This is a genomic window from Spirosoma koreense (assembly GCF_054777875.1).
Window position 1 is genome coordinate 1,021,341 of the sequence record NZ_BAAHAC010000022.1, and the last position, 18,845, is coordinate 1,040,185.

15 protein-coding genes are annotated in these 18,845 nt (G+C 52.3%); 11 read left to right on the top strand and 4 right to left on the bottom strand.

All coding sequences use genetic code 11. The features are described from left to right. Positions 1-382: 382 nt before the first annotated feature. The 9 genes from ACYVC2_RS17495 (at position 383) to ACYVC2_RS17535 (ending at position 10,683) form a co-directional block, all read left to right on the top strand. On the top strand, positions 383-1,159 hold the full coding sequence (locus tag ACYVC2_RS17495; RefSeq protein WP_461104020.1) for an MFS transporter: 777 nt from the start codon (positions 383-385) through the stop codon (positions 1,157-1,159). A gap of 67 nt (positions 1,160-1,226) precedes the next feature. Next, the gene (locus tag ACYVC2_RS17500; RefSeq protein WP_461104022.1) at positions 1,227-1,673 is read left to right on the top strand and encodes a DMT family transporter; all 447 of its coding nucleotides are present in this window, start codon (positions 1,227-1,229) and stop codon (positions 1,671-1,673) included. Between the two features lie 35 nt (positions 1,674-1,708). After that, positions 1,709-2,833, top strand: coding sequence for a metallophosphoesterase family protein (locus ACYVC2_RS17505; RefSeq protein WP_461104024.1), 1,125 nt, complete (start codon positions 1,709-1,711; stop codon positions 2,831-2,833). A 20-nt stretch (positions 2,834-2,853) separates the two neighbouring features. Beyond that, entirely contained in the window at positions 2,854-4,113 is a 1,260-nt protein-coding gene (locus ACYVC2_RS17510; RefSeq protein WP_461104026.1) for an arsenic transporter, read from the top strand. Between the two features lie 281 nt (positions 4,114-4,394). Beyond that, positions 4,395-4,652: a DUF1016 N-terminal domain-containing protein gene (locus tag ACYVC2_RS17515; RefSeq protein ID WP_461104028.1), complete on the top strand. Its 258-nt coding sequence runs from the start codon at positions 4,395-4,397 to the stop codon at positions 4,650-4,652. Positions 4,653-4,723: 71 nt separating this feature from the next. Further along, positions 4,724-5,434: a hypothetical protein gene (locus tag ACYVC2_RS17520; RefSeq protein WP_461104030.1), complete on the top strand. Its 711-nt coding sequence runs from the start codon at positions 4,724-4,726 to the stop codon at positions 5,432-5,434. Between the two features lie 282 nt (positions 5,435-5,716). Next, entirely contained in the window at positions 5,717-6,958 is a 1,242-nt protein-coding gene (locus ACYVC2_RS17525; RefSeq protein ID WP_461104032.1) for an MFS transporter, read from the top strand. A gap of 110 nt (positions 6,959-7,068) precedes the next feature. Further along, a complete protein-coding gene (locus ACYVC2_RS17530) occupies positions 7,069-8,019 on the top strand; it encodes a hypothetical protein (protein ID WP_461104034.1) in 951 nt (316 codons plus the stop codon). 474 nt (positions 8,020-8,493) lie between these two features. After that, positions 8,494-10,683, top strand: coding sequence for a sensor histidine kinase (locus ACYVC2_RS17535; RefSeq protein ID WP_461104036.1), 2,190 nt, complete (start codon positions 8,494-8,496; stop codon positions 10,681-10,683). Positions 10,684-10,818: 135 nt separating this feature from the next. Here the strand turns inward: ACYVC2_RS17535 and ACYVC2_RS17540 are convergent, their stop codons facing one another. The 3 genes from ACYVC2_RS17540 to ACYVC2_RS17550 form a co-directional block, all read right to left on the bottom strand. Continuing rightward, on the bottom strand, positions 10,819-11,445 hold the full coding sequence (locus ACYVC2_RS17540) for a carbonic anhydrase (protein WP_461104038.1): 627 nt from the start codon (positions 11,443-11,445) through the stop codon (positions 10,819-10,821). A 265-nt stretch (positions 11,446-11,710) separates the two neighbouring features. After that, a complete protein-coding gene (scpA, locus tag ACYVC2_RS17545) occupies positions 11,711-13,855 on the bottom strand; it encodes a methylmalonyl-CoA mutase (RefSeq protein WP_461104040.1) in 2,145 nt (714 codons plus the stop codon). Positions 13,856-13,868: 13 nt separating this feature from the next. After that, a complete protein-coding gene (locus tag ACYVC2_RS17550) occupies positions 13,869-15,191 on the bottom strand; it encodes a methylmalonyl-CoA mutase family protein (RefSeq protein ID WP_461104042.1) in 1,323 nt (440 codons plus the stop codon). Between the two features lie 324 nt (positions 15,192-15,515). Here ACYVC2_RS17550 and dnaA point away from each other — a divergent pair, with 324 nt between their 5' ends. Both dnaA and ACYVC2_RS17560 read left to right on the top strand, forming a co-directional pair. Next, a complete protein-coding gene (dnaA, locus tag ACYVC2_RS17555; RefSeq protein WP_461107174.1) occupies positions 15,516-16,925 on the top strand; it encodes a chromosomal replication initiator protein DnaA in 1,410 nt (469 codons plus the stop codon). Positions 16,926-16,983: 58 nt separating this feature from the next. Next, positions 16,984-17,964, top strand: a complete 981-nt coding sequence (locus ACYVC2_RS17560; RefSeq protein ID WP_461104044.1) for a GNAT family N-acetyltransferase — start codon at positions 16,984-16,986, stop codon at positions 17,962-17,964. A 63-nt stretch (positions 17,965-18,027) separates the two neighbouring features. Here the strand turns inward: ACYVC2_RS17560 and ACYVC2_RS17565 are convergent, their stop codons facing one another. Continuing rightward, positions 18,028-18,819, bottom strand: coding sequence for a DUF3108 domain-containing protein (locus tag ACYVC2_RS17565; RefSeq protein WP_461104046.1), 792 nt, complete (start codon positions 18,817-18,819; stop codon positions 18,028-18,030). Positions 18,820-18,845 lie beyond the last annotated feature (26 nt).

Genomic DNA, 18,845 nt, shown 5'->3' on the forward strand with positions numbered 1-18,845 from the left:
TAATAGACTTTTAATATATACCTGATTGTTAGGGTGCTAGTGAGATAGTGTTTCTACGTATATGAGTATAAATACCCCAGTGGTCGTGGGTAGTCATAGGCCTTTTTTACTACCAACGTGTTGGCAAACAGGTTATTGATAACCGTTAAGTAGTTTGGCATAATTTTTCGAATGGGCAGCTATCGTCCAGGTAACTTCCGTATTTCTTATTGAAAAAGATTCCTTCTTCTTTATAGCTGAAGAAAAATTAATACTAAGCTAATCGAAACTTTATCTGGCCAGGATTGCTTTGCCAAGATCTTGAGTAAGTGCTTTATCCATTCGCAGAAAATGCGCACTTACTCCACCAGTAGTTAATCAGTTACTCATTGAATATCGACTTATGCCGCGCCCTGCACCTCAAACTACAGATAAGCATCGTGTTGTCTGGGCACTTCAGGCCCTGAATTTTTTCATGGCCGATATGCAGGCGGGCATTGGCCCCTTTCTGGGTGTATTTTTATTAGCTCACGGCTGGCAAAGCGGCCTGATTGGGTCAGTCATGACAATTGGCGGAGTAGCTGGTATGCTGATGACAGCGCCTGCTGGCGCACTCATCGACGCTACCAAACGTAAACGAATGTATGTCGTGGTAGCTGCCTTATTTACCACACTGGCTTCTGGAATTATACTCCTGTCGCAAAACTTCTGGTTAGTCAGCCTATCGCAGGTCGCTACGGCCATCGCCGGATCGGCCATTGGCCCCGCCGTGGTTGGCATGACCCTGGGCATCGTGCGTCAGGCTGGATTTAATCGTCAGAATGGCTATAATCAGGCTTATAATCACGCCGGCAACGTTCATGAGGGGCTGTATCCGGTGCAAATTCTGGACGGCATCGGAGCGGGACTGCAAAGCGTGGCCGTTCCGGGGCTAGTGGCGCATCTGCTGAACGGAACGGGGCGAGTCAACATCGGACAGGGTGCCGTTATGACCGTGCAGGGTCTGGGGGCATCCTTGAGTCCCGCCATCGGAGGATGGATGGCCCAGCAAATCGGTTATTCGTCCACGTTCCTGATTTTAGGCAGTTTTGCCTTCGTTTCGATTGGTTTGTGGATGTTGTTTGCCACTACGCTTAAATCCGCCTGTGCAACAACGCTGCCTGTGGCGACTGCCTGCTAACCTGAAGCCACAGATCGCTGACAGGGTGTTTTTCTCAATTTACTAAGCAACTTCAACTTAATTAGCTATGAATCAAGCCTGGCTTTACCCACTTATTATTGCCGCTGGTGCGCTGCAGGCCTGGGGGCCTCCCATGAACGGGGCTCTACTGAAATCCGTCAGTAACCCCTGGTTGTCGAGTATCATTTCGTTCCTGCCCATAGTGGCCCTGCTGAGCTGCGTTTTTTTGTGTCTACCCAAACCCATGCCTACCGGAGATGGCCTGTCCTCGATGCCCTGGTGGGCACCGCTTGGCGGGCTGGCCGGAGCCGGGGCTGTTGTGGTCGGGCTGATGTTCGTCAACAAGGTGGGGGCTGGTACACTGGCGGGACTGACCATCACCGCTAACATATTGATGTCGCTATTGATCGATAAATACGGCTGGTTTGGTATGGAACAGCACCCACTTAGCCTGGGTCGGATAGCCGGTGCTACGTTGCTGGTGATTGGTATCTATCTGGTTTCTAAATACTAACTCGTTTTTAGCGAAGAACGCACCTGTCAGCGTCGATGGATACGAACGGACCACTACTGATTGCCCACCTGGGTGACCTGCATATTACACACCCCAAACAGCAGAACTACGTCGACTTTTTGTCTATTGTAGCCCAGATCGAAACCGAATGCGGCTCCGCGCTCGATTTCGTTTTCTTGCCGGGCGATATTGCCGACAGTGGGTTGCCTATCCAGTATAAATGGGTGGCTACTGCCCTGAAAATGCTGCGCGTTCCGGTCTACTGCATTCCCGGTGATCATGATATGGAACAGAAAAGCCTGGCGGGTTTTTATCAAAATCTACGAGCGGAGCCCCTACCGATATCCAGCGTCATCCAAGGTATTCGCTGCCTGTTTTTAGATGTCAGTGGCACTGGCAGTGGGGGGCCGGATTTTCGGCTGGGCGATTCACAACAAAACTGGTTAAGCCGTGAAATGGCCATGGCCCGAGTCAACGGCGAACAGGTTGTTATCTTTATGCACACGTATCCGGCTGATTTAGTCGACCCGCAGGAAACTCATTTACTGAATAGCCTCATCGCCGAACACGATGTAGCGTTAATCGATATGGGGCATACGCACTACAACGAACTGGCCAACGACGGGCATGTCATTTTCTCGGCTACCCGGTCTACAGGTCAGATTGAGGAAGGTCCGGTTGGGTATTCGTTGATTTCCGTTGACAACGGGAGTGTAAGTTGGCGGTTTAAAGCGCTTCACGACGCCTTTCCGTTCGTTCTGATCACAAGCCCGGCCGATTACCGGCTTCGCCGGGACGATACACCGCTACCTTTGGATACTGTAGAGATACGAGCTAGTGTTGTAGGAGCCAATGCCCTGCAAACCGTGGTCTGCCGACTCAATAACAGCGACTGGACGCCCATGACCTTGTCGAGCGATCAGCGCAGTTGGTTGGCTACGATTAGCGTGCCATCCGCCGACCAACTGGAATTGACCGTCGAAGCAACCGATACGAGGGGGCGGCCCGGACGGCACACGATACAATTGGCTCCGGCCCGGCACAAAAAAAACGAACGAATAAAAAACGGGAGCGATGCCGATCGGATAGGAGCATGGCCTGAAAACGGAATTTTCGGGACACAACTAGGGCCCAATAGAAACGGCAAACCAACTTCCTGAATACGTTTTAATAACTGAACATGACTTCTTTTTCTATCTGGCTTATCACCGTTTTATCGATTGCCGGGGTTATTTTCCGCCCCTTTAAAACCCCCGAATTCATCTGGGCCGTTGGAGGAGCCGTCTTATTGCTCGTTCTCGGCCTGATTACCCCTGCCGAAAGTTTGTCGGGAATTACTAAGGGAATCGATGTATATCTGTTCCTGACCGGCATGATGCTACTAGCCGAAACCGCCCGCGAAGAAGCCCTTTTCGACTGGCTGGCCGCTCATGCAACCAAACGGGCCAACGGATCGGCTAGTCGGCTTTTCGGACTGATTTATCTGGTGGGTGTCGTGGTTACTGCCTTTCTGTCGAACGATGCCACGGCCGTTGTGCTTACGCCGGCTGTGGCGGCTGCCGTGAAAACGGCGAAGGTTAAGAATCCATTGCCTTATCTGTTTATCTGTGCCTTCATCGCCAACGCTGCTTCGTTTGTATTACCGATCTCGAACCCGGCCAATCTGGTTATTTACGGAGTTCACATGCCTCCTTTACTGGTCTGGATAGCGCATTACGCATTGCCATCCGCTGTCTCCATCGTGGCTACCTACCTGATCCTGCGCTTCACACAACAGCATGCATTACGTGAATCAGTGGCTCAGGACATTTCGATTCCGTCGCTATCGCCGGGTGGGCGGCTGGCCATTATCGGTATTACCGCCACCGCACTCATTTTGCTGGGAGCGTCGGCGCTCGATAAACCCCTGGGGCTGCCAACGGCCATTACCGGCATTCTCACCTCGGCGCTGGTGCTGATCCGGGCCAGAAAAAATCCATGGGTGGTCATCAAGGATGTTTCCTGGGCGGTGCTACCGCTGGTAGCCGGGCTGTTTGTGCTGGTAGAAGCCCTGGCTAAGACGGGCGTTATTCAGCAACTAACCACCCTACTGCGAACCAGCACTGCCCATTCGGTATCGGAAACAACCTGGCTGAGTGGCATCGGTGTAGCGATTAGCTGTAACCTGGTCAATAACCTGCCTGCCGGATTGATTGCGGGTACGGTTGTTCAGACCGGGCAGGTCCCCGAAATGATCAAAAGTGCGATCCTGATCGGGATCGACTTAGGGCCTAATCTGTCGGTAACGGGTTCGCTGGCAACCATTCTCTGGCTGGTTGCACTACGCCGGGAAGGCCAGTCGGTAAGTGCGTGGGAATTTCTCAAATTAGGCGCCCTGGTCATGACGATACCGCTGCTTTGCACACTGGGCACGATCTGGCTCTATTACCGCTATTTTTAAAAGGAAACTAGGCTGGCTGGGCATTGAATTCATTGCTGAGCACCAGCGTTAAAAGCAGTCATAGATACAATAGGGAAGAATCTGGTGCTACAATAACAAAACAGACCAGGAGCATGAAATTTCAGAATTGGTCGCGTATGGATGGATTTATATGAATAATAAAACACGCGATGAAGGAAGATAAGTGTACGCCAGCAGCTATAAACGAAGCCGCGTATAGTGAATCTCTGTAACAAGCTGTCGCAGAAATTCGCCTTTCCCGAACGTTACTGGCAAAACAGGTGAAAAGTGTTGCTAATTCAGTTTGCTGGAATTTAGGGAAGTTGCTGTTGGATAAGCAATTTACGGAAGGGTATGGCAGTGGTGTGGTGAAGCAATTATCCATTGACCTCAAAAACGAGTTCCCGGACATAGGCTTGTCACCCCACAATATGTGGAGTATGAAACGCTCTTCTACGAGCGATATATCAGGAAGACACAAAACTGCTACGGTCTGTAGCAGTTTTGCCGTGGGGACACAGCCTTTGAGCTTAAGATAAATTAATACGCTTTTCAGACCATCCTTAAACGGGTGCGGTAGGTTTGCTTTCGTAATCAATCAAATACAGTTATGAAACGCAACCACCAAATTCCATTTTTGCTATTACTTGTCGGCCTGGCCGGTACGCTCACAGCACAGGCCCAACCACCTATAGGCCCTGGCTCCAGTGGACCCGGCCCAATTGCTTTCGCCGGTGTTCGTCCGCCACAAACGTCGGGTATGGTCGCCCTGACAACCCTGTCGGGTACGGTTCAGCAGTTCACCGCTAATGACGAATCCGTTCTGGATGGACTTACATTAAACACGGGCTCGAAAACCGTAGCGGTTCAGTTTGCTCCTCACTTGGGACAAGCGATTCAGACGACTGGTAAAGCCGGAAGTCAGGTAACCGTGACCGGATTAGCCGACGTTACCCCCGAAGGAACGACCGTTTTTCGGTTGGTTAGCCTGAGCAATGGCCGTACTGTTGTAACGGATACGCCACCGGCTGCTCCGGCTGTACGCTCCGCGCCAACGTCCATAACCGTAAAAGGAAAAGTAATTGACTATTCGTTAGATCGGCAGGGTCAGGTCAACGGATTGCGATTAAGTGATCAGACACTGGTTCGGGTGCCTCCTCACGTAGCGGCTCAACTTATGACCATAGCCCCTAAAGGAACTGCGATTTCTGTAGACGGCTATGTCTGTCCGATCGGAGAAGGACAGGTTCGATTGCAGAAACAGACCATTCTCGACGCTTCTCTAATTACGGCCAACGGACAGTCCTTCCTGGTCCGTTAATCCTAGGGCCCGATATAGCTTCCCGGTTTCTATCGCGGTTCATCTGATTCATGTTGGCACTTCAAAAGAATCGGATGAGCCGTGCGTATATCGGGCAACAGCACTAGGTATTTTTCTCTACAGTGAACTGAGTAATTTATATATGAAACATTGTAATGGTAGTTGATAATCAGTACAGTGGATGCTGGGTGCCACTTCGCTCCAGGCTGGTACAGTATTTACACAACTTCAATATTGTGATCTCACCATTCACTTTACTCATCGTTGGCTCAACATTAAAATATGGTTAAATCTACCCCGAAACTGACTACCCGGCAACCCAGTTTAGCCAGCCTGCGTGCGCTGGATGCCGCCAATTTCTTTCTGGCCGATGTTCGCGATGGATTAGGACCCTACCTGGCTATTTACTTGTTAACGACCCTGCATTGGGATGCCCAAAATATCGGTATTGCTATGTCGGTGATGGGCATTGCTACCGTCGTTGCACAAACACCGGCTGGCGCTCTGGTCGACCGGACCCGCCGGAAGCGGGCTTACTCGATTGTTGCCTCGCTTCTAATCGCCCTTGCCGCGGTCATCACGATTACCCTACCAACCTATCCGGTAATTCTGGGAGGGCAGGCCATCATGGGCGTGGCTGCCGCCTGGTTCACCCCCGCCATTGCCGCCATTACCCTGGGCCTGGTGGGGCCTAGATCGTTAGATAGACGAGTGGGGCGCAACGAAACCTTCAACCACGCCGGGAACGTATTTGCCGCTCTGCTGGCAGGTTTGCTGGGTTATTACGTGAGCACAAAAGGTATTTTTCTGCTGCTGGCCGCCATGTCGGTCCTGAGTAGCTTGTCGGTATGGCGCATTCGGGAAAAAGACATCGATCATCAACTGGCCAGGGGCTGTTCAGAAGAAGAGGAACAAGCCGGCAACGACAAGCCCTCAGGCTGGCAGGCTTTGCTCAGTAACCGGTCGATTCTCTTTTTTGCGCTGGCCTGCGTGCTGTTTCATTTTGCCAATGCAGCGATGCTGCCACTGCTTGGCCAGCGACTGGCCCAGGGAATCGATGCGGGCGCATCTTCGGCCTATATGTCGGCCTGTATCATCGTCGCTCAGCTCGTCATGATTCCAGTAAGCTACCTGACCGGGAAACTGGCTCCGAACGGCCGTAAGCGGCTGTTGCTCATTGGCTTTGCGGTGCTACCCATTCGGGGGCTGCTGTATACCTTAACGGGTGATCCGATACTGCTGGTGGCCATTCAGATTCTCGACGGCGTTGGGGCAGGGATTTTTGGGGTATTGTCCATCCTGATTGTCTCGGACCTGACGCGCGGATCCGGTCTGTTCAACACCACACAGGGAGCCATCGCCACGGCCGTTGGGCTGGGGTCTTCCCTCAGCAACGCCTTTGCCGGGATGCTCCTGCAACAAACGAACTACAACGTCGCTTTTCTGACCCTGGCCGCGCTGGCCCTCGTTGCCCTGGCCGTATTGTGGTTTTTGGTGCCGGAAACGAGCCCTGAGGCAAACTGATCTCTCCAGGACAGCACGGAAAAGGAGTGGGTCGTTTTATTCATTAACTAATCAACTGCATGACCAATTTTGGATTGCATTCTCTACCCGCTTGCCTGATAAGTTTACTTTTGATCGTTTCGTTAACCAGTTGCCTGACCTCCCGGCAAACCGCAAACACGTTGACAAAAGTTGCCAGCGATAATTGTGCAATTGACTCCAGCGGTACATCGGGCTACGTCTTTCACCCCGTTGACTTAGCGCCCGGCTCAACGGACGATTCCCTGCTTCGGCATCGCTACGGCGAGCGTGGCCTTCGGATGGCGCAGGCCATAGGTCTTACTACACTCCTGGTCCAGGCAACACGTCTGGAACAGCAACAAAAGCCTGATCAGCCAGCATCGAACGAATACCTGACCATCCGGCAAAAAATGACGGACCAACTGCAACTCGCCAGTTTCGACATTGCCACGTCGGTTGCACTGGTCGACTGCGATAGCAAACGAGCCGCTTTGACGGCAACCTTACTAACCCGGCAGGAGAACAGTCGGGAAAAACGTATGACCATCAGCGCCATCACGACCGGTGCACTGACGGCACTAACGGTCGGTTTACTCAAATTAGGCGATCATGAAGATGCTGGCGAGTGGGCCGGCATTGGCGGTGGTTTAGCCGAAGCGGGCCTGGGTATTACCTCATTACTGCAAAAACCACCCAAGGCCGATTATCGTCACCTACGTAATCCGCTACGTGATATATGGAATCACCCAACTACATCGACCGTTTTTCCGCCACTAGTATGGTATTACCTCAACAAGCCAAAATCGGGCGGTAATCCCTCGCTTATCAATGGCCTGCGTAGCCGATGGGATATTCTGGTTTCGTTAAATGCCGAAGCGAAGCGGTCACGTCATCGCAGGCATCGGGAGGTCGATTATTTTGGCGATGGAGATTTTTACACGGCTGAAGAATTAACCGTCCGTTCAACGATGTTAGGGCAACTGGCCACTGAACTTCAACTGATGAACAATGACTTAACTATCCTGCTCAACGAGATTGTGCGTCCAGTCGTAAAGCGATAGCCGGTTCCTGGATCACCCCGGGAATTGATTTTACCGTAAGAAAATCTTCATCTGTCAAAGCCAACTTCAGTTCGTTAACAAAACAAAGCCTTTCATCCGTTGCCGTTCTGGCAGTGCCCATCAACGGAGACACGCAGGAATACCGGGGTAGATTCTGATCGACCTGGATGGTGAGCGAAGCCGCCGTACCATACGGATGAACCGCCAGGTAAAGCTGTCGCTGTTTGATGGACGTATGATGGGGCGTCGGGTTCGATGCTTGCCGGACGGAGCTGCATCGATAAGAATTTTCAGTCGACAGGTTCACTGAGTACGCTCAAGACTTTGTGAACAGCTTCTTACAATTGATACGATCTGCCTGCCAGTTGAGCGCATTATCCGATCAATCTGTACAAGCTTTACTGGCAGCAGGCCCATCTTATTGCCGATTTTAGGGCATTTATGATCCTGTCAGGCGTTCACTTACCAGTTACGATGCGGTTACTTATTGGACTTGCCATACTTGTTGGCTTAACGGTACTGGCGCGGCCCTCCCTACAGGCTCAACCAGCCGACAAGGTGCTTACCCTCCCTTTAGATGAAGTTTTCCCCGATGAATATTGGCGATTTCAGGTGGGTCACCATCCGGCCTGGGCTAGTCCGGCGTATAATGACCGACAGTGGGCCAACAACTCTCCTTCCTCTCTGTTGCTCCAGAACCGATCTCTATGGCAAACCCGACAAGGCTGGTTTCGCTTGCCGGTTCGCATCGACAAACGCCTGGTAAACCAGTCCATTCAACTCACCATCCGGCAGTTTGGTACCACCGAATGGTACCTCGATGGGCATAAGCTGGCAACACTAAAACCATCGGTCACCGGTTGGGCGGCCTCTCAGCGCACGCATCAATCCCTTTCCTTTCGGTTGGCCGATACCAATCGGCACTTGCTGGCCGTCCATTACCAGTTCGAGCCCGAATCCGTCTATTACGCAGCTACTGGCCAGACTCCCTTCGAAACTACGGCTTATCTGGCCAGTCAGGCCAGTCAGATCATGGTGAACTGGCACCGCTTAGTTGCGGGCTTGGCCTTTTGCTTATTGAGCGTATTTGGACTGCTGGGTGTACTTCACCTGCTGTTTTACCGGGCCAATCCTGGTCAGCTGGTTCATAAATGGCAGGGCCTGGCCATGCTTTTTCTGGGTCTGGGGGCATTGATGGATACGTTGGGCGATTTTCCCATCTCGTTGACGGCTTACTCGTTGACCAGCCTGGTCTCCGAAATGACCTTCTACCTGGGGTGTGGTTTTCTTCTGACGGCTGTGTACCGATATGTAGATCAGCCTGCTGGCTGGCTTTATCGGCTACTGCTGGGTTGGCTGTCCGCTATCTTCGTGTACAGTCTCTGGATCGATAACCCACCTCACCTAATGACGGCAGGACTGCTCAGTACGGTCCTATTCGACTATGTTCGGGTCAGCTGGTTGGGCAAACGGCAACTCGCTGCCGGCTTTCGGCTTCCCTGGAACGCCCTTAAAGTCGCTTTCTATGCTTTAATGGGGATTCCCCTGATGCTGATCCTGTTAGTAATGATGGGGCGAGCCGAACACCTCGACTTGTTTGTGTATGCGACCTTACTCCTGGTGTCGGTAGCCATGCTCAGCATACCGCTCGGCTTTTCGCTGCTGTTAGTCAGTGACTATGCCCGCACTCACCTGGCATTGCGCCGAAATTTGCAGCGGGTAGAACAACTCTCGGCACAAACCCTGGCGCAGGAGCAGGAAAAGCAGTACCTGCTGGCCCAGCAGAATCAAACCCTCGAACGACAGGTGCACCAGCGCACGTCCGCTCTGGAAGAATCGCTGGAGGAGCTACGCCGGACGCAGAACCAGTTGATTCAGGCCGAAAAAATGGCCACGATTGGTAAGCTGACCAAAGGCATTGTCGACCGCATCCTCAACCCGCTCAACTACGTCAATAATTTCTCGCTCAGCGCCCAGGAACTGCTACGACAAATGCAGACAGTGACTCAAAAATACCAGGCAATGTTTATGGCTGATGAGCAGGACGATCTGGCCGATGCCGCTCAGATGCTGGCCCAGAATTTAATCAAGATTCATGAGCATGGGAATAGCAGCGCCCGGATCTTACAGGATATGCGGAAATTGCTCAAAGAGCGCTCGTCAACCCTGGTACTCACGGACCTCAATCCTTATCTGACCCAACATCTCGACAGTGCTCTGCAGAAAGCCATGGCCAAATACCCTACTTTGTCCATTCAGCTCGACCTGCAACTTTGTCCGCAAGCCATTCCCGTGCATCTGTTGCCGGCCGAGTTCAGCGAAATGCTGGCCAGCCTGGTGGATAATACCTGTTACACGCTGGTTGAAAAGAGCCATCGGGTGAAAGAGTTTGAGCCCCGTCTGGAGGTGCGTACGCAGGTCGTTAATGAGCAGGTGCAGCTTCAGGTTCGCGACAATGGGCTAGGGATTCCAGCCCGTGAAGCTAGTCAGGTGTTCAACCCTTTTTTTACGACCAAGCCCACGGCCAAAGGTAGTGGACTGGGTCTGTTCATGAGTAAAGACGTGGTTGAGTCTCTGCAGGGGCACATGCAGATCGAGTCGGTGGAAGAACAATATACCCAAGTGACGATCCTGCTGCCACTAGGCGCAGATCGGGTTAACTGATGGCTGACAATAGGGCAACCGTAGAACGGAACTCCGAAAATCACAATCAGCGCGTAGTCAGTACAGTAAATTTGTACTGACTACGCGCTGATTCAGCCGCTTGTGCAAGGCTAGAGCGGTCGGACTTTTTATGCTTTAGTCGAGATGGTAAATTTCCTTTATATTTTCCAGCAATTTGATAAAATCAATCTTTAAGTCAATCAACTCACCTGAATGTACATCGAATACCCAGCCATGAACGGTAAGATTTCGCTCCAGTTGGGCTTTTTGTACTTCCGCTGTTTTAAGAACATTTATACACTGTTCTTGGACGTTCAGCTCTACCAGTCTTTTATAGCGTTGTTCCTGATCGGCAATGGCATTCAGTTCATCCTTATGCGTCCGGTAAACATCACGGATATTTCTTAGCCAGGGGTTCAATATACCCATATCTGCCGATTTCATAGCTGCCTGCACACCACCGCAGTAATAGTGGCCACATACTACCACGTGATCTACTTTGAGGTGTACGACAGCATAGTTGATAACTGACATGACACCCAGATCCGTGTTCGGAACCATGTTTGCAATGTTTCTAAGCACAAACACTTCACCGGGTGATACACCCATCAGTTCTTCGGCTGTTACGCGGCTATCCGAACAACCTATGTAAAGAATACCTGGTGTTTGCCCTTGCGATAGCTTATTAAAATAATCTGGTTCTAGGTTTAGCTTCTTTTGAACCCAATTTTGATTGTTTGCAAAGATTTGTTCAATATTCATTTTTGCTTCCTGAATAGTAGTTTATGATCGATTATGTGGCTGTTGGGTAAACCAAATTCATTACTTTGTGTTTAGACAGGTCAACTTCCGGCTGTTTCAGCGAGGAGGACAGTAGCAGCAGGAATAGCCCAGTAATTGCCTACCCGGCGGAGAAGCGACCTTGTAAAGTAATGAAAAAAGCGGTTCTGGTACTAATTATTGTCTGGCTTTCCGTAGGGGAGGGAAACCCCACTTTCCGAGTCAGATCCTCCTGGTGCCGGTTCGGTTACTCCTCCATCAGCTCCGCCAGAATCTTTTGAGCCGCTATCGAGATGACGGTACCCGGCCCGAAAACACCTTTAACACCCGCATCATATAGGAACTGATAGTCCTGCGCCGGAATCACCCCACCTGCAATGACGAGAATATCGTCGCGGCCAATTTTTTTGAGCTCGTCGATGAGCTGAGGAACCAGGGTTTTGTGGCCTGCCGCCAGGCTCGATACCCCAACGATGTGGACATCGTTTTCGGCCGCTTGCCGGGCTACTTCGGCGGGTGTCTGGAACAAAGGCCCCATATCGACGTCGAAACCCAGGTCGGCGAAGCTCGTAGCGATCACTTTCGCACCCCGGTCGTGGCCGTCCTGCCCCATTTTAGCCACCAGAATACGGGGCCGTCGCCCGTCCAGTTCGGCAAAGCGATCGCTCATCTGGCGGGCAATCCGGAAGTTTTCATCGTCGGAGACTTCGGCTGAGTAAACGCCTGACACGGCGCGGATAGTGGCTTTATGGCGGCCGAAGGCTTTTTCCATAGCGTCAGAAATTTCGCCCAGCGTAGCGCGGTGGCGGGCCGCTTCAACGGCCAGCGCGAGCAGGTTGGGGGCAGCGAGTGGGGTAGCGGCAGCAGTGGTCAGGGCGGCTAAGGATTGCTCAACTGCTAGCTGGTTCCTGGTGGCTTTTATCGCCCCGAGCCGCTTCAGCTGCGCTTCCCGGACGGCCTGATTGTCTACTTCAAGTAATTCGATTTCGGTTCCGGACGCGGGCTTATAGCGATTTACGCCGACAATTATGTCTTTACCTGCGTCGATACGGGCTTGCTTTCGGGCGGCTGCCTCTTCGATCCGAAGCTTCGGAAGGCCCGTTTCAATGGCTTTTGTCATACCCCCCAACTGCTCGACTTCTTCCAGCAAGGACCAGGCTTTTTCGGCCAGTTCGTTGGTCAGAAACTCAACATAATAGGAACCACCCCAGGGGTCGATGGCACGGGTAATATCCGTTTCGTGTTGCAGATACAACTGCGTGTTGCGGGCAATCCGGGCCGAAAAATCGGTCGGTAGCGCGATGGCTTCATCCAGGGAGTTGGTATGCAGGCTCTGGGTGCCGCCCAGCACCGCAGCCAGTGCTTCGATGGTGGTGCGGGCTACGTTGTTGAACGGGTCCTGCTCGGTCAGGCTGTAGCCCGACGTCTGGCAGTGGGTCCGCAGCGCCAGCGATTTGGGATTTTTTGGCTCAAATTGACTGACGATCCGGGACCACAGCAACCGCCCTGCCCGAAGTTTGGCAATCTCCATAAAATGGTTCATGCCGATCCCCCAGAAAAACGACAACCGGGGTGCAAACTCGTCGATGTTCATGCCCGCCCGCAGCCCCGTCCGGATGTATTCCAACCCATCTGCCAGGGTGTAGGCCAGTTCGAGCTGAGCTGGTGCGCCCGCTTCGTGCATGTGATAGCCACTGATACTGATGGAGTTGAATTTGGGCATGTGACGACTGGTGTAGGCGAAAATGTCGCCTACAATGCGCATCGACGGTTCGGGGGGATAGATATACGTGTTCCTGACCATGAACTCCTTCAGAATGTCGTTCTGAATGGTGCCCGACAACTTTTCGGATGGAACGCCCTGTTCTTCAGCGGCTACGATGTAAAACGCCATGATTGGAATTACCGCGCCATTCATGGTCATCGATACCGACATCTGGTCGAGTGGAATCTGGTCGAACAGGATTTTCATGTCTTCCACCGAATCGATGGCTACGCCCGCTTTGCCTACGTCGCCTACCACGCGCGGGTGGTCGGAGTCGTAGCCGCGGTGTGTAGCCAGATCGAACGCGACCGACAAACCTTTCTGACCGGCGGCCAGGTTACGCCGGTAAAAAGCATTCGATGCTTCGGCAGTCGAGAAACCGGCATATTGTCGAATGGTCCACGGTTGCCGGACGTACATGCTTGCGTAGGGTCCCCGCAAAAAAGGTGGAATCCCCGCCTGAAGCGGTGCCAGTCGTTCCAGATCAATATCGGCCCTGGTGAACCGGGATTTGAGCCGGATGCCTTCGGCGGTGGTGAAGGGCAAAGGAGGAAGGGCAGAGGGATGCTCAACAGCTCTCCGCTCCCCGTCCTCTGCCTTCTGCTCAGGTTTAAATGTCGGTCTCATGTGGATAATAAAATTATTCAAAGTCCTGCGCCAGGCGTCGGTTGGGTAATAAACCGGTTTCTGACGGTATGGCTGGCTTTTCGGTAACGGCTTCGTCGGACCGGAACTTCGTTACACCCACCAGCACGTTTCCCTCGCTGACAGCCTGCCGTTTGGCCTTATAAGCCCGTTCCAGGTCATTCTGGACCGAGCCATCGGCCAGAGCCTTAGCCAATCCACCGCGCTGTTCGACGGCCAGGAATAAAGCCCAGGCCGATTCGGCTAAATGCCAGGTCAGGTTTTCCAGATAATAAGCGCCAGCCGCCGGGTCGGCTACTTTGTCCAGATAGCTTTCTTCTTTCAGCAGAGTCGACACGTTTCGGGCCATTCGCTCGGCAAAATCACGATTTGTGGCGTCCGCAGAGGATGAGAGGATGGCATCGTACGGATGCACTGTCAGCGCATCGCACCCGCCAATAACGCCCGCCATAGCCTCGGTGGTAGCCCGGAGCAGGTTGGTATAGGGCGTAACAGCGGCATCGTAGAAAGTAGACGTTTGCCCGTGAATAAATATCGGCTCCTGTTTTTTAGTCAGTGTATAATAACTCAACAGTCGATTATACAGGACACGCAACGCACGTAATTTGGCGATTTCCCGGAAATAGCTTGTGCCGATGGATACCGACAGCATGGTTTTCGGAACGAGCTGGTCTATCGTCAGGCCAGCTTCGGTCAGTAAATCATACACATCGGCGAGTGACGCCAGGGTATAGGCCAGTTCCTGGGTAGCGGTAGCTCCCGCATTATGAAAAACATGACCGCTGATGCAAACCGTCCGGAAGTGGGGCGAATCGGCTGTCAGGCGCGTGACTTCAGCCGTCTCGTCGGTACTATCCGTTAGCATGCCACCTTTGAGCTGGTAGGGCGCCAGGGTTTGTAAATTTTTTATAAACCCGACGGTATCGGCTGAAAGTTGGAAGAAAACGGGCGTATCGCTGAGTTTGATGCCATAAAGCAACTGAGACAGGTTGGCTTCGGGCGTCGATAACGCTAGCAGGAGGCCATCTGCTCCCTGCGCCAGCGCGTCGCGGACAAGCGCATTCGTGGGTTTCTCGCCGTCGACCTGATAAGCCGGTAAATTGAGCCAGCCTGTGGTGGAGCGCTGGGCAGCCTGAATGGCATCGAGCGGTAAGGCATTGAGTGAATCAGCCGTGTAATATGGTTCGAGCGTGAAGCCTTCGTCGGTTTTCCAGCGAAGGCTCTCGTAAGCAGACTCACTCCGAAGCTCTTGCTGAAGCTGCGTCAGCCAGGCGGTTCGGCCGGCATTTGGAAACCTATTGGCCAAAAGTGTCTCCATCAAAAAAGATTGGGTTATTGGGTTAGTAAATGTAGTCTTTTTCTCTTTTCGGGGTTCATCCGTCGTTCTACTCATCGACAAGCGGAGGCTTTTGGATTATTCGAAGGGATTTCGTTTAGGGCTTGATGTTCCGTCAGAATCGCAATACTTTTAGCTTAACAATTGGGTAATACGCCCCAGCAGACAGCGGCAGACCGGTAGAAAAAAACGTGGCCGGGGTGGTACAGCCCCGCCATAAATTCCCTACATTTGTCTCCCTTTTTTGCGACCCAGACCGTAACAGAAAAATGCACTCTCCCCGTGAACGTAACTTCTCAGACAGGCATGCAGCGTGAAATAACGACGGTGTGGAATCGCTGTCTGAACGTGATCCGGGAGATTGTTCCCGAACAAAGTTTCAATACCTGGTTTGAGCCCATTGTGCCGTTGCGGCTAACTGGCAACGTACTGACCATTCAGGTTCCGAGCGAATTCTTTTACGAATGGCTGGAAGAAAACTTTGTGCATGCCCTGCGAAAGGCACTCGATACGGCCATCGGTCCGCAGGGCCAGCTGGAGTACTCCATTATTGTCGATAAGGGAAATGAGCAGAACCGCCCGCTGACTGTCAACGTACCCACGACGAAAACGCCACAGACGGCTAAGCCAGATAACGTCAATCCCGACATTCTGAAGAGCCCATTTCAGCTTAAAGACCTGGATTCGCTAACGCTGGATTCGTACCTGAATCCGAGTTATACGTTCGATAATTACGTTGAGGGCGACTGTAACCGGCTGGCACGCTCGGCGGGCTTTGCCGTTGCCGAACGACCAGGCGTGACGTCGTTTAACCCGCTGATGATCTACGGCGGAGTCGGACTCGGCAAAACCCATCTGGTGCAGGCTATCGGCAACTTTATCAAGAACAACAATCAGAACAAGTTTGTCCTGTACGTAACCTCGGAGAAGTTTACCAACCAGTTCCTGAATGCGGTTCGTAGCGACGGTATCCGGGATTTCACCGCCTTCTACATGCAGGTCGATGTACTGGTGATCGACGATGTGCAGTTTTTACAGAAGAAAGAAAAAACCCAGGAAATTTTCTTCCATATCTTCAACCACCTTCACCAGTCGGGCAAACAGATCATTATGACCTCCGACCGGGCTCCTCGTGCGCTCGATGGGCTGGAAGATCGTTTGCTGTCGCGGTTCAAGTGGGGCTTATCCGCTGATTTACAGACGCCGGACCTCGAAACCCGCATCGCTATTATTCAGAAAAAGCTACAGGCCGAAGGCATCTACATCGAGGATAACGTCATCGAATACCTGGCCCATAGCGTGAATACCAACGTTCGGGAGCTGGAAGGCGTCATTGTCTCACTGATGGCCCAGGCTTCGCTCAACCGGCGGGATATCGACCTCGAACTGGCCAAGAAAACCCTGCGCAACATCGTAGTCGACTCGGAGCGCGAAGTAAATATCGATTCCGTACAGGAGATCGTTGCCGATTTCTTCAACGTGACCATTGCCGATCTGAAAGCCAAGAGCCGGAAACAGGAGCTGGTCTATCCGCGGCAGGTGGCTATGTATCTGGCCAAAGAAAAAACGGATCTATCGCTAAAGTCCATTGGCTATCATTTTGGGGGCCGTGACCACAGTACGGTTATCCATGCGGTACAAACCATCAGCGAAAAAGTGGCCAAACATGCCGAAACCCGCGATGTGGTCGAGAAGCTAAAAGCACAGCTCAAGTAGGGTATTCGGTCGTTCACTTCCGTTACCGCAACACATTTTCGTCGTCAGCATGACAACCATGCTGAAGCTGCTAGCGCGTTCTCAAATCAACACCATTGCCTGGAACACCTGCGTCAGGACATCGACGCGGCCGATTGTGTATGGCTATAGCTGGTATCTGGACGCAGTCCTGCCAAAACCTGACTGGAAGTGGGTCGGGCTGGCGCTCATTGACGAAACCGGCGACTATCGGGCGGTTATGCCGGTTCCGCTGCGCCGGAAAAAAGTTGCCGGCTTTTCCTACGAATGGGTAGTTCATCAACCGTTTTTCTGTCAGTTTTTGACGGTTTTTGGCTTCAGCGACGCTCTTGACCCAATGCCATTCTGGCAGGCCATGCAGACCAATTTTCGCTACGGGTCGATACTTACCCTCCAGCATCCGACGGCTGATTTTTCTTCTTTTGCCACACCTCGTCAGACGGCGACTCAGGTGCTTGATCTGTCGGTCAGCTACGAAACCCTGTTCCGCAACTACACTGCCGACCGTCGGACGAACCTGCGCCGGGCCAGGCTGGCAAACTGGCTCATCGTCGAAGCCGATGAGCCGGAAGCGTTGCTGCACCTGTTTCACGAAAACCATGCGGAAACCATTCCCGGGGCTGTTGCCGACTGGGCTTATGAGATGCTTAGAAATCTGTTTGCCGAACTTAGCCGTCGTAAGCGGGTAACTTTATGGTACGCCACTCAGCACGGACGCATTGAAGCGGGGGCATTATTTGTTCGGGATGCAAACCGAATCATTTATCTTTTCAATGCTTCGTCGGCTGTCGGTCGACGGGGGAACGCCCGAACGTGGCTGATCGATCGGATGATTCAGGAAAATGCCGGTTGTACGGATTTGATCTTTGATTTCGAAAGCCCCGAAAAGCCGACGGTTCGGTCCTTCTATCGCAGTTTTGGCGCGGTCGACGAACCCTGCTGGATGGTCCGCTGGAATCGTTTGACGCCGATCGAGCGGTTCGTCCTGGGGGTGAGAGATCGGCTTCAAAAACTAACTTAGCGTATAAAAAGCGTGCCCCGGTTCTAAACCGGGGCACGCTTTTTATACCCTGAAAACCACTTCTTAATAAAATTTAAGCGGTTGTTTGAGGCCGTTATTTTGTTTGAGGTCCATGACCATCGAGCCAATCCACAGATCGACCTCTACTTTCACCGGTACTTTATTATTGTCGTCGGAAACGAAAATTCGAATCGATTCTTCTTCTTTGAACATCGCGTTGCCGGGCGGCAGAACGGGGTTCAGTTTGATGACATTGACTTTCCCCCGTTTCGTTTTCACTACGTCTTTCCCCCGATACCGGACTTTCATGTTGTAGACCGTGTCGTCGTAGAAGGCAGGAACCTCAATGATCTGATCTTTATTGACTTTGTTGAAATCGATGGTTCGGAGAAAATAATAACCACTGATCAGGTCGTGCACGTTGTCGGGTACTTTAAACACGTCGTGTTCGGTCCGTTCTTCGGCTTTTACCGTATTGGTTTCGTGGTTGAAGGTGATGTTCTCTTCCTTCCGGTAACTGTTTTCCTGAAGGTTGGTATAGAACTTCTGCGGCAAAATAGCAGCGGTATCGATGTACGATCGCCAGGTATCCCGAACGCGCGTTACCAGATCGAAGGCCCCGACCGTCCGTCCGTCTACATTGACGCGGTAGCAGGGGCGATTATTCACTTTGTAGAGGGTAGGGCTAACGTCTACGATCGCTTCGGCTGCATTGATAAAGCCGTAATGCACCCGGTATTCGAGATGTTCGCCTGGCCCGAAACTATTGTTCGCGACACGTCGGTAGGCATCCATCGCCATAAAGCCAGTGCTCAGGATAGAAAAAATACCGATGCCGATGACTAACTTTTTCATACGAACAGCCGCCCCATACGGGCTTC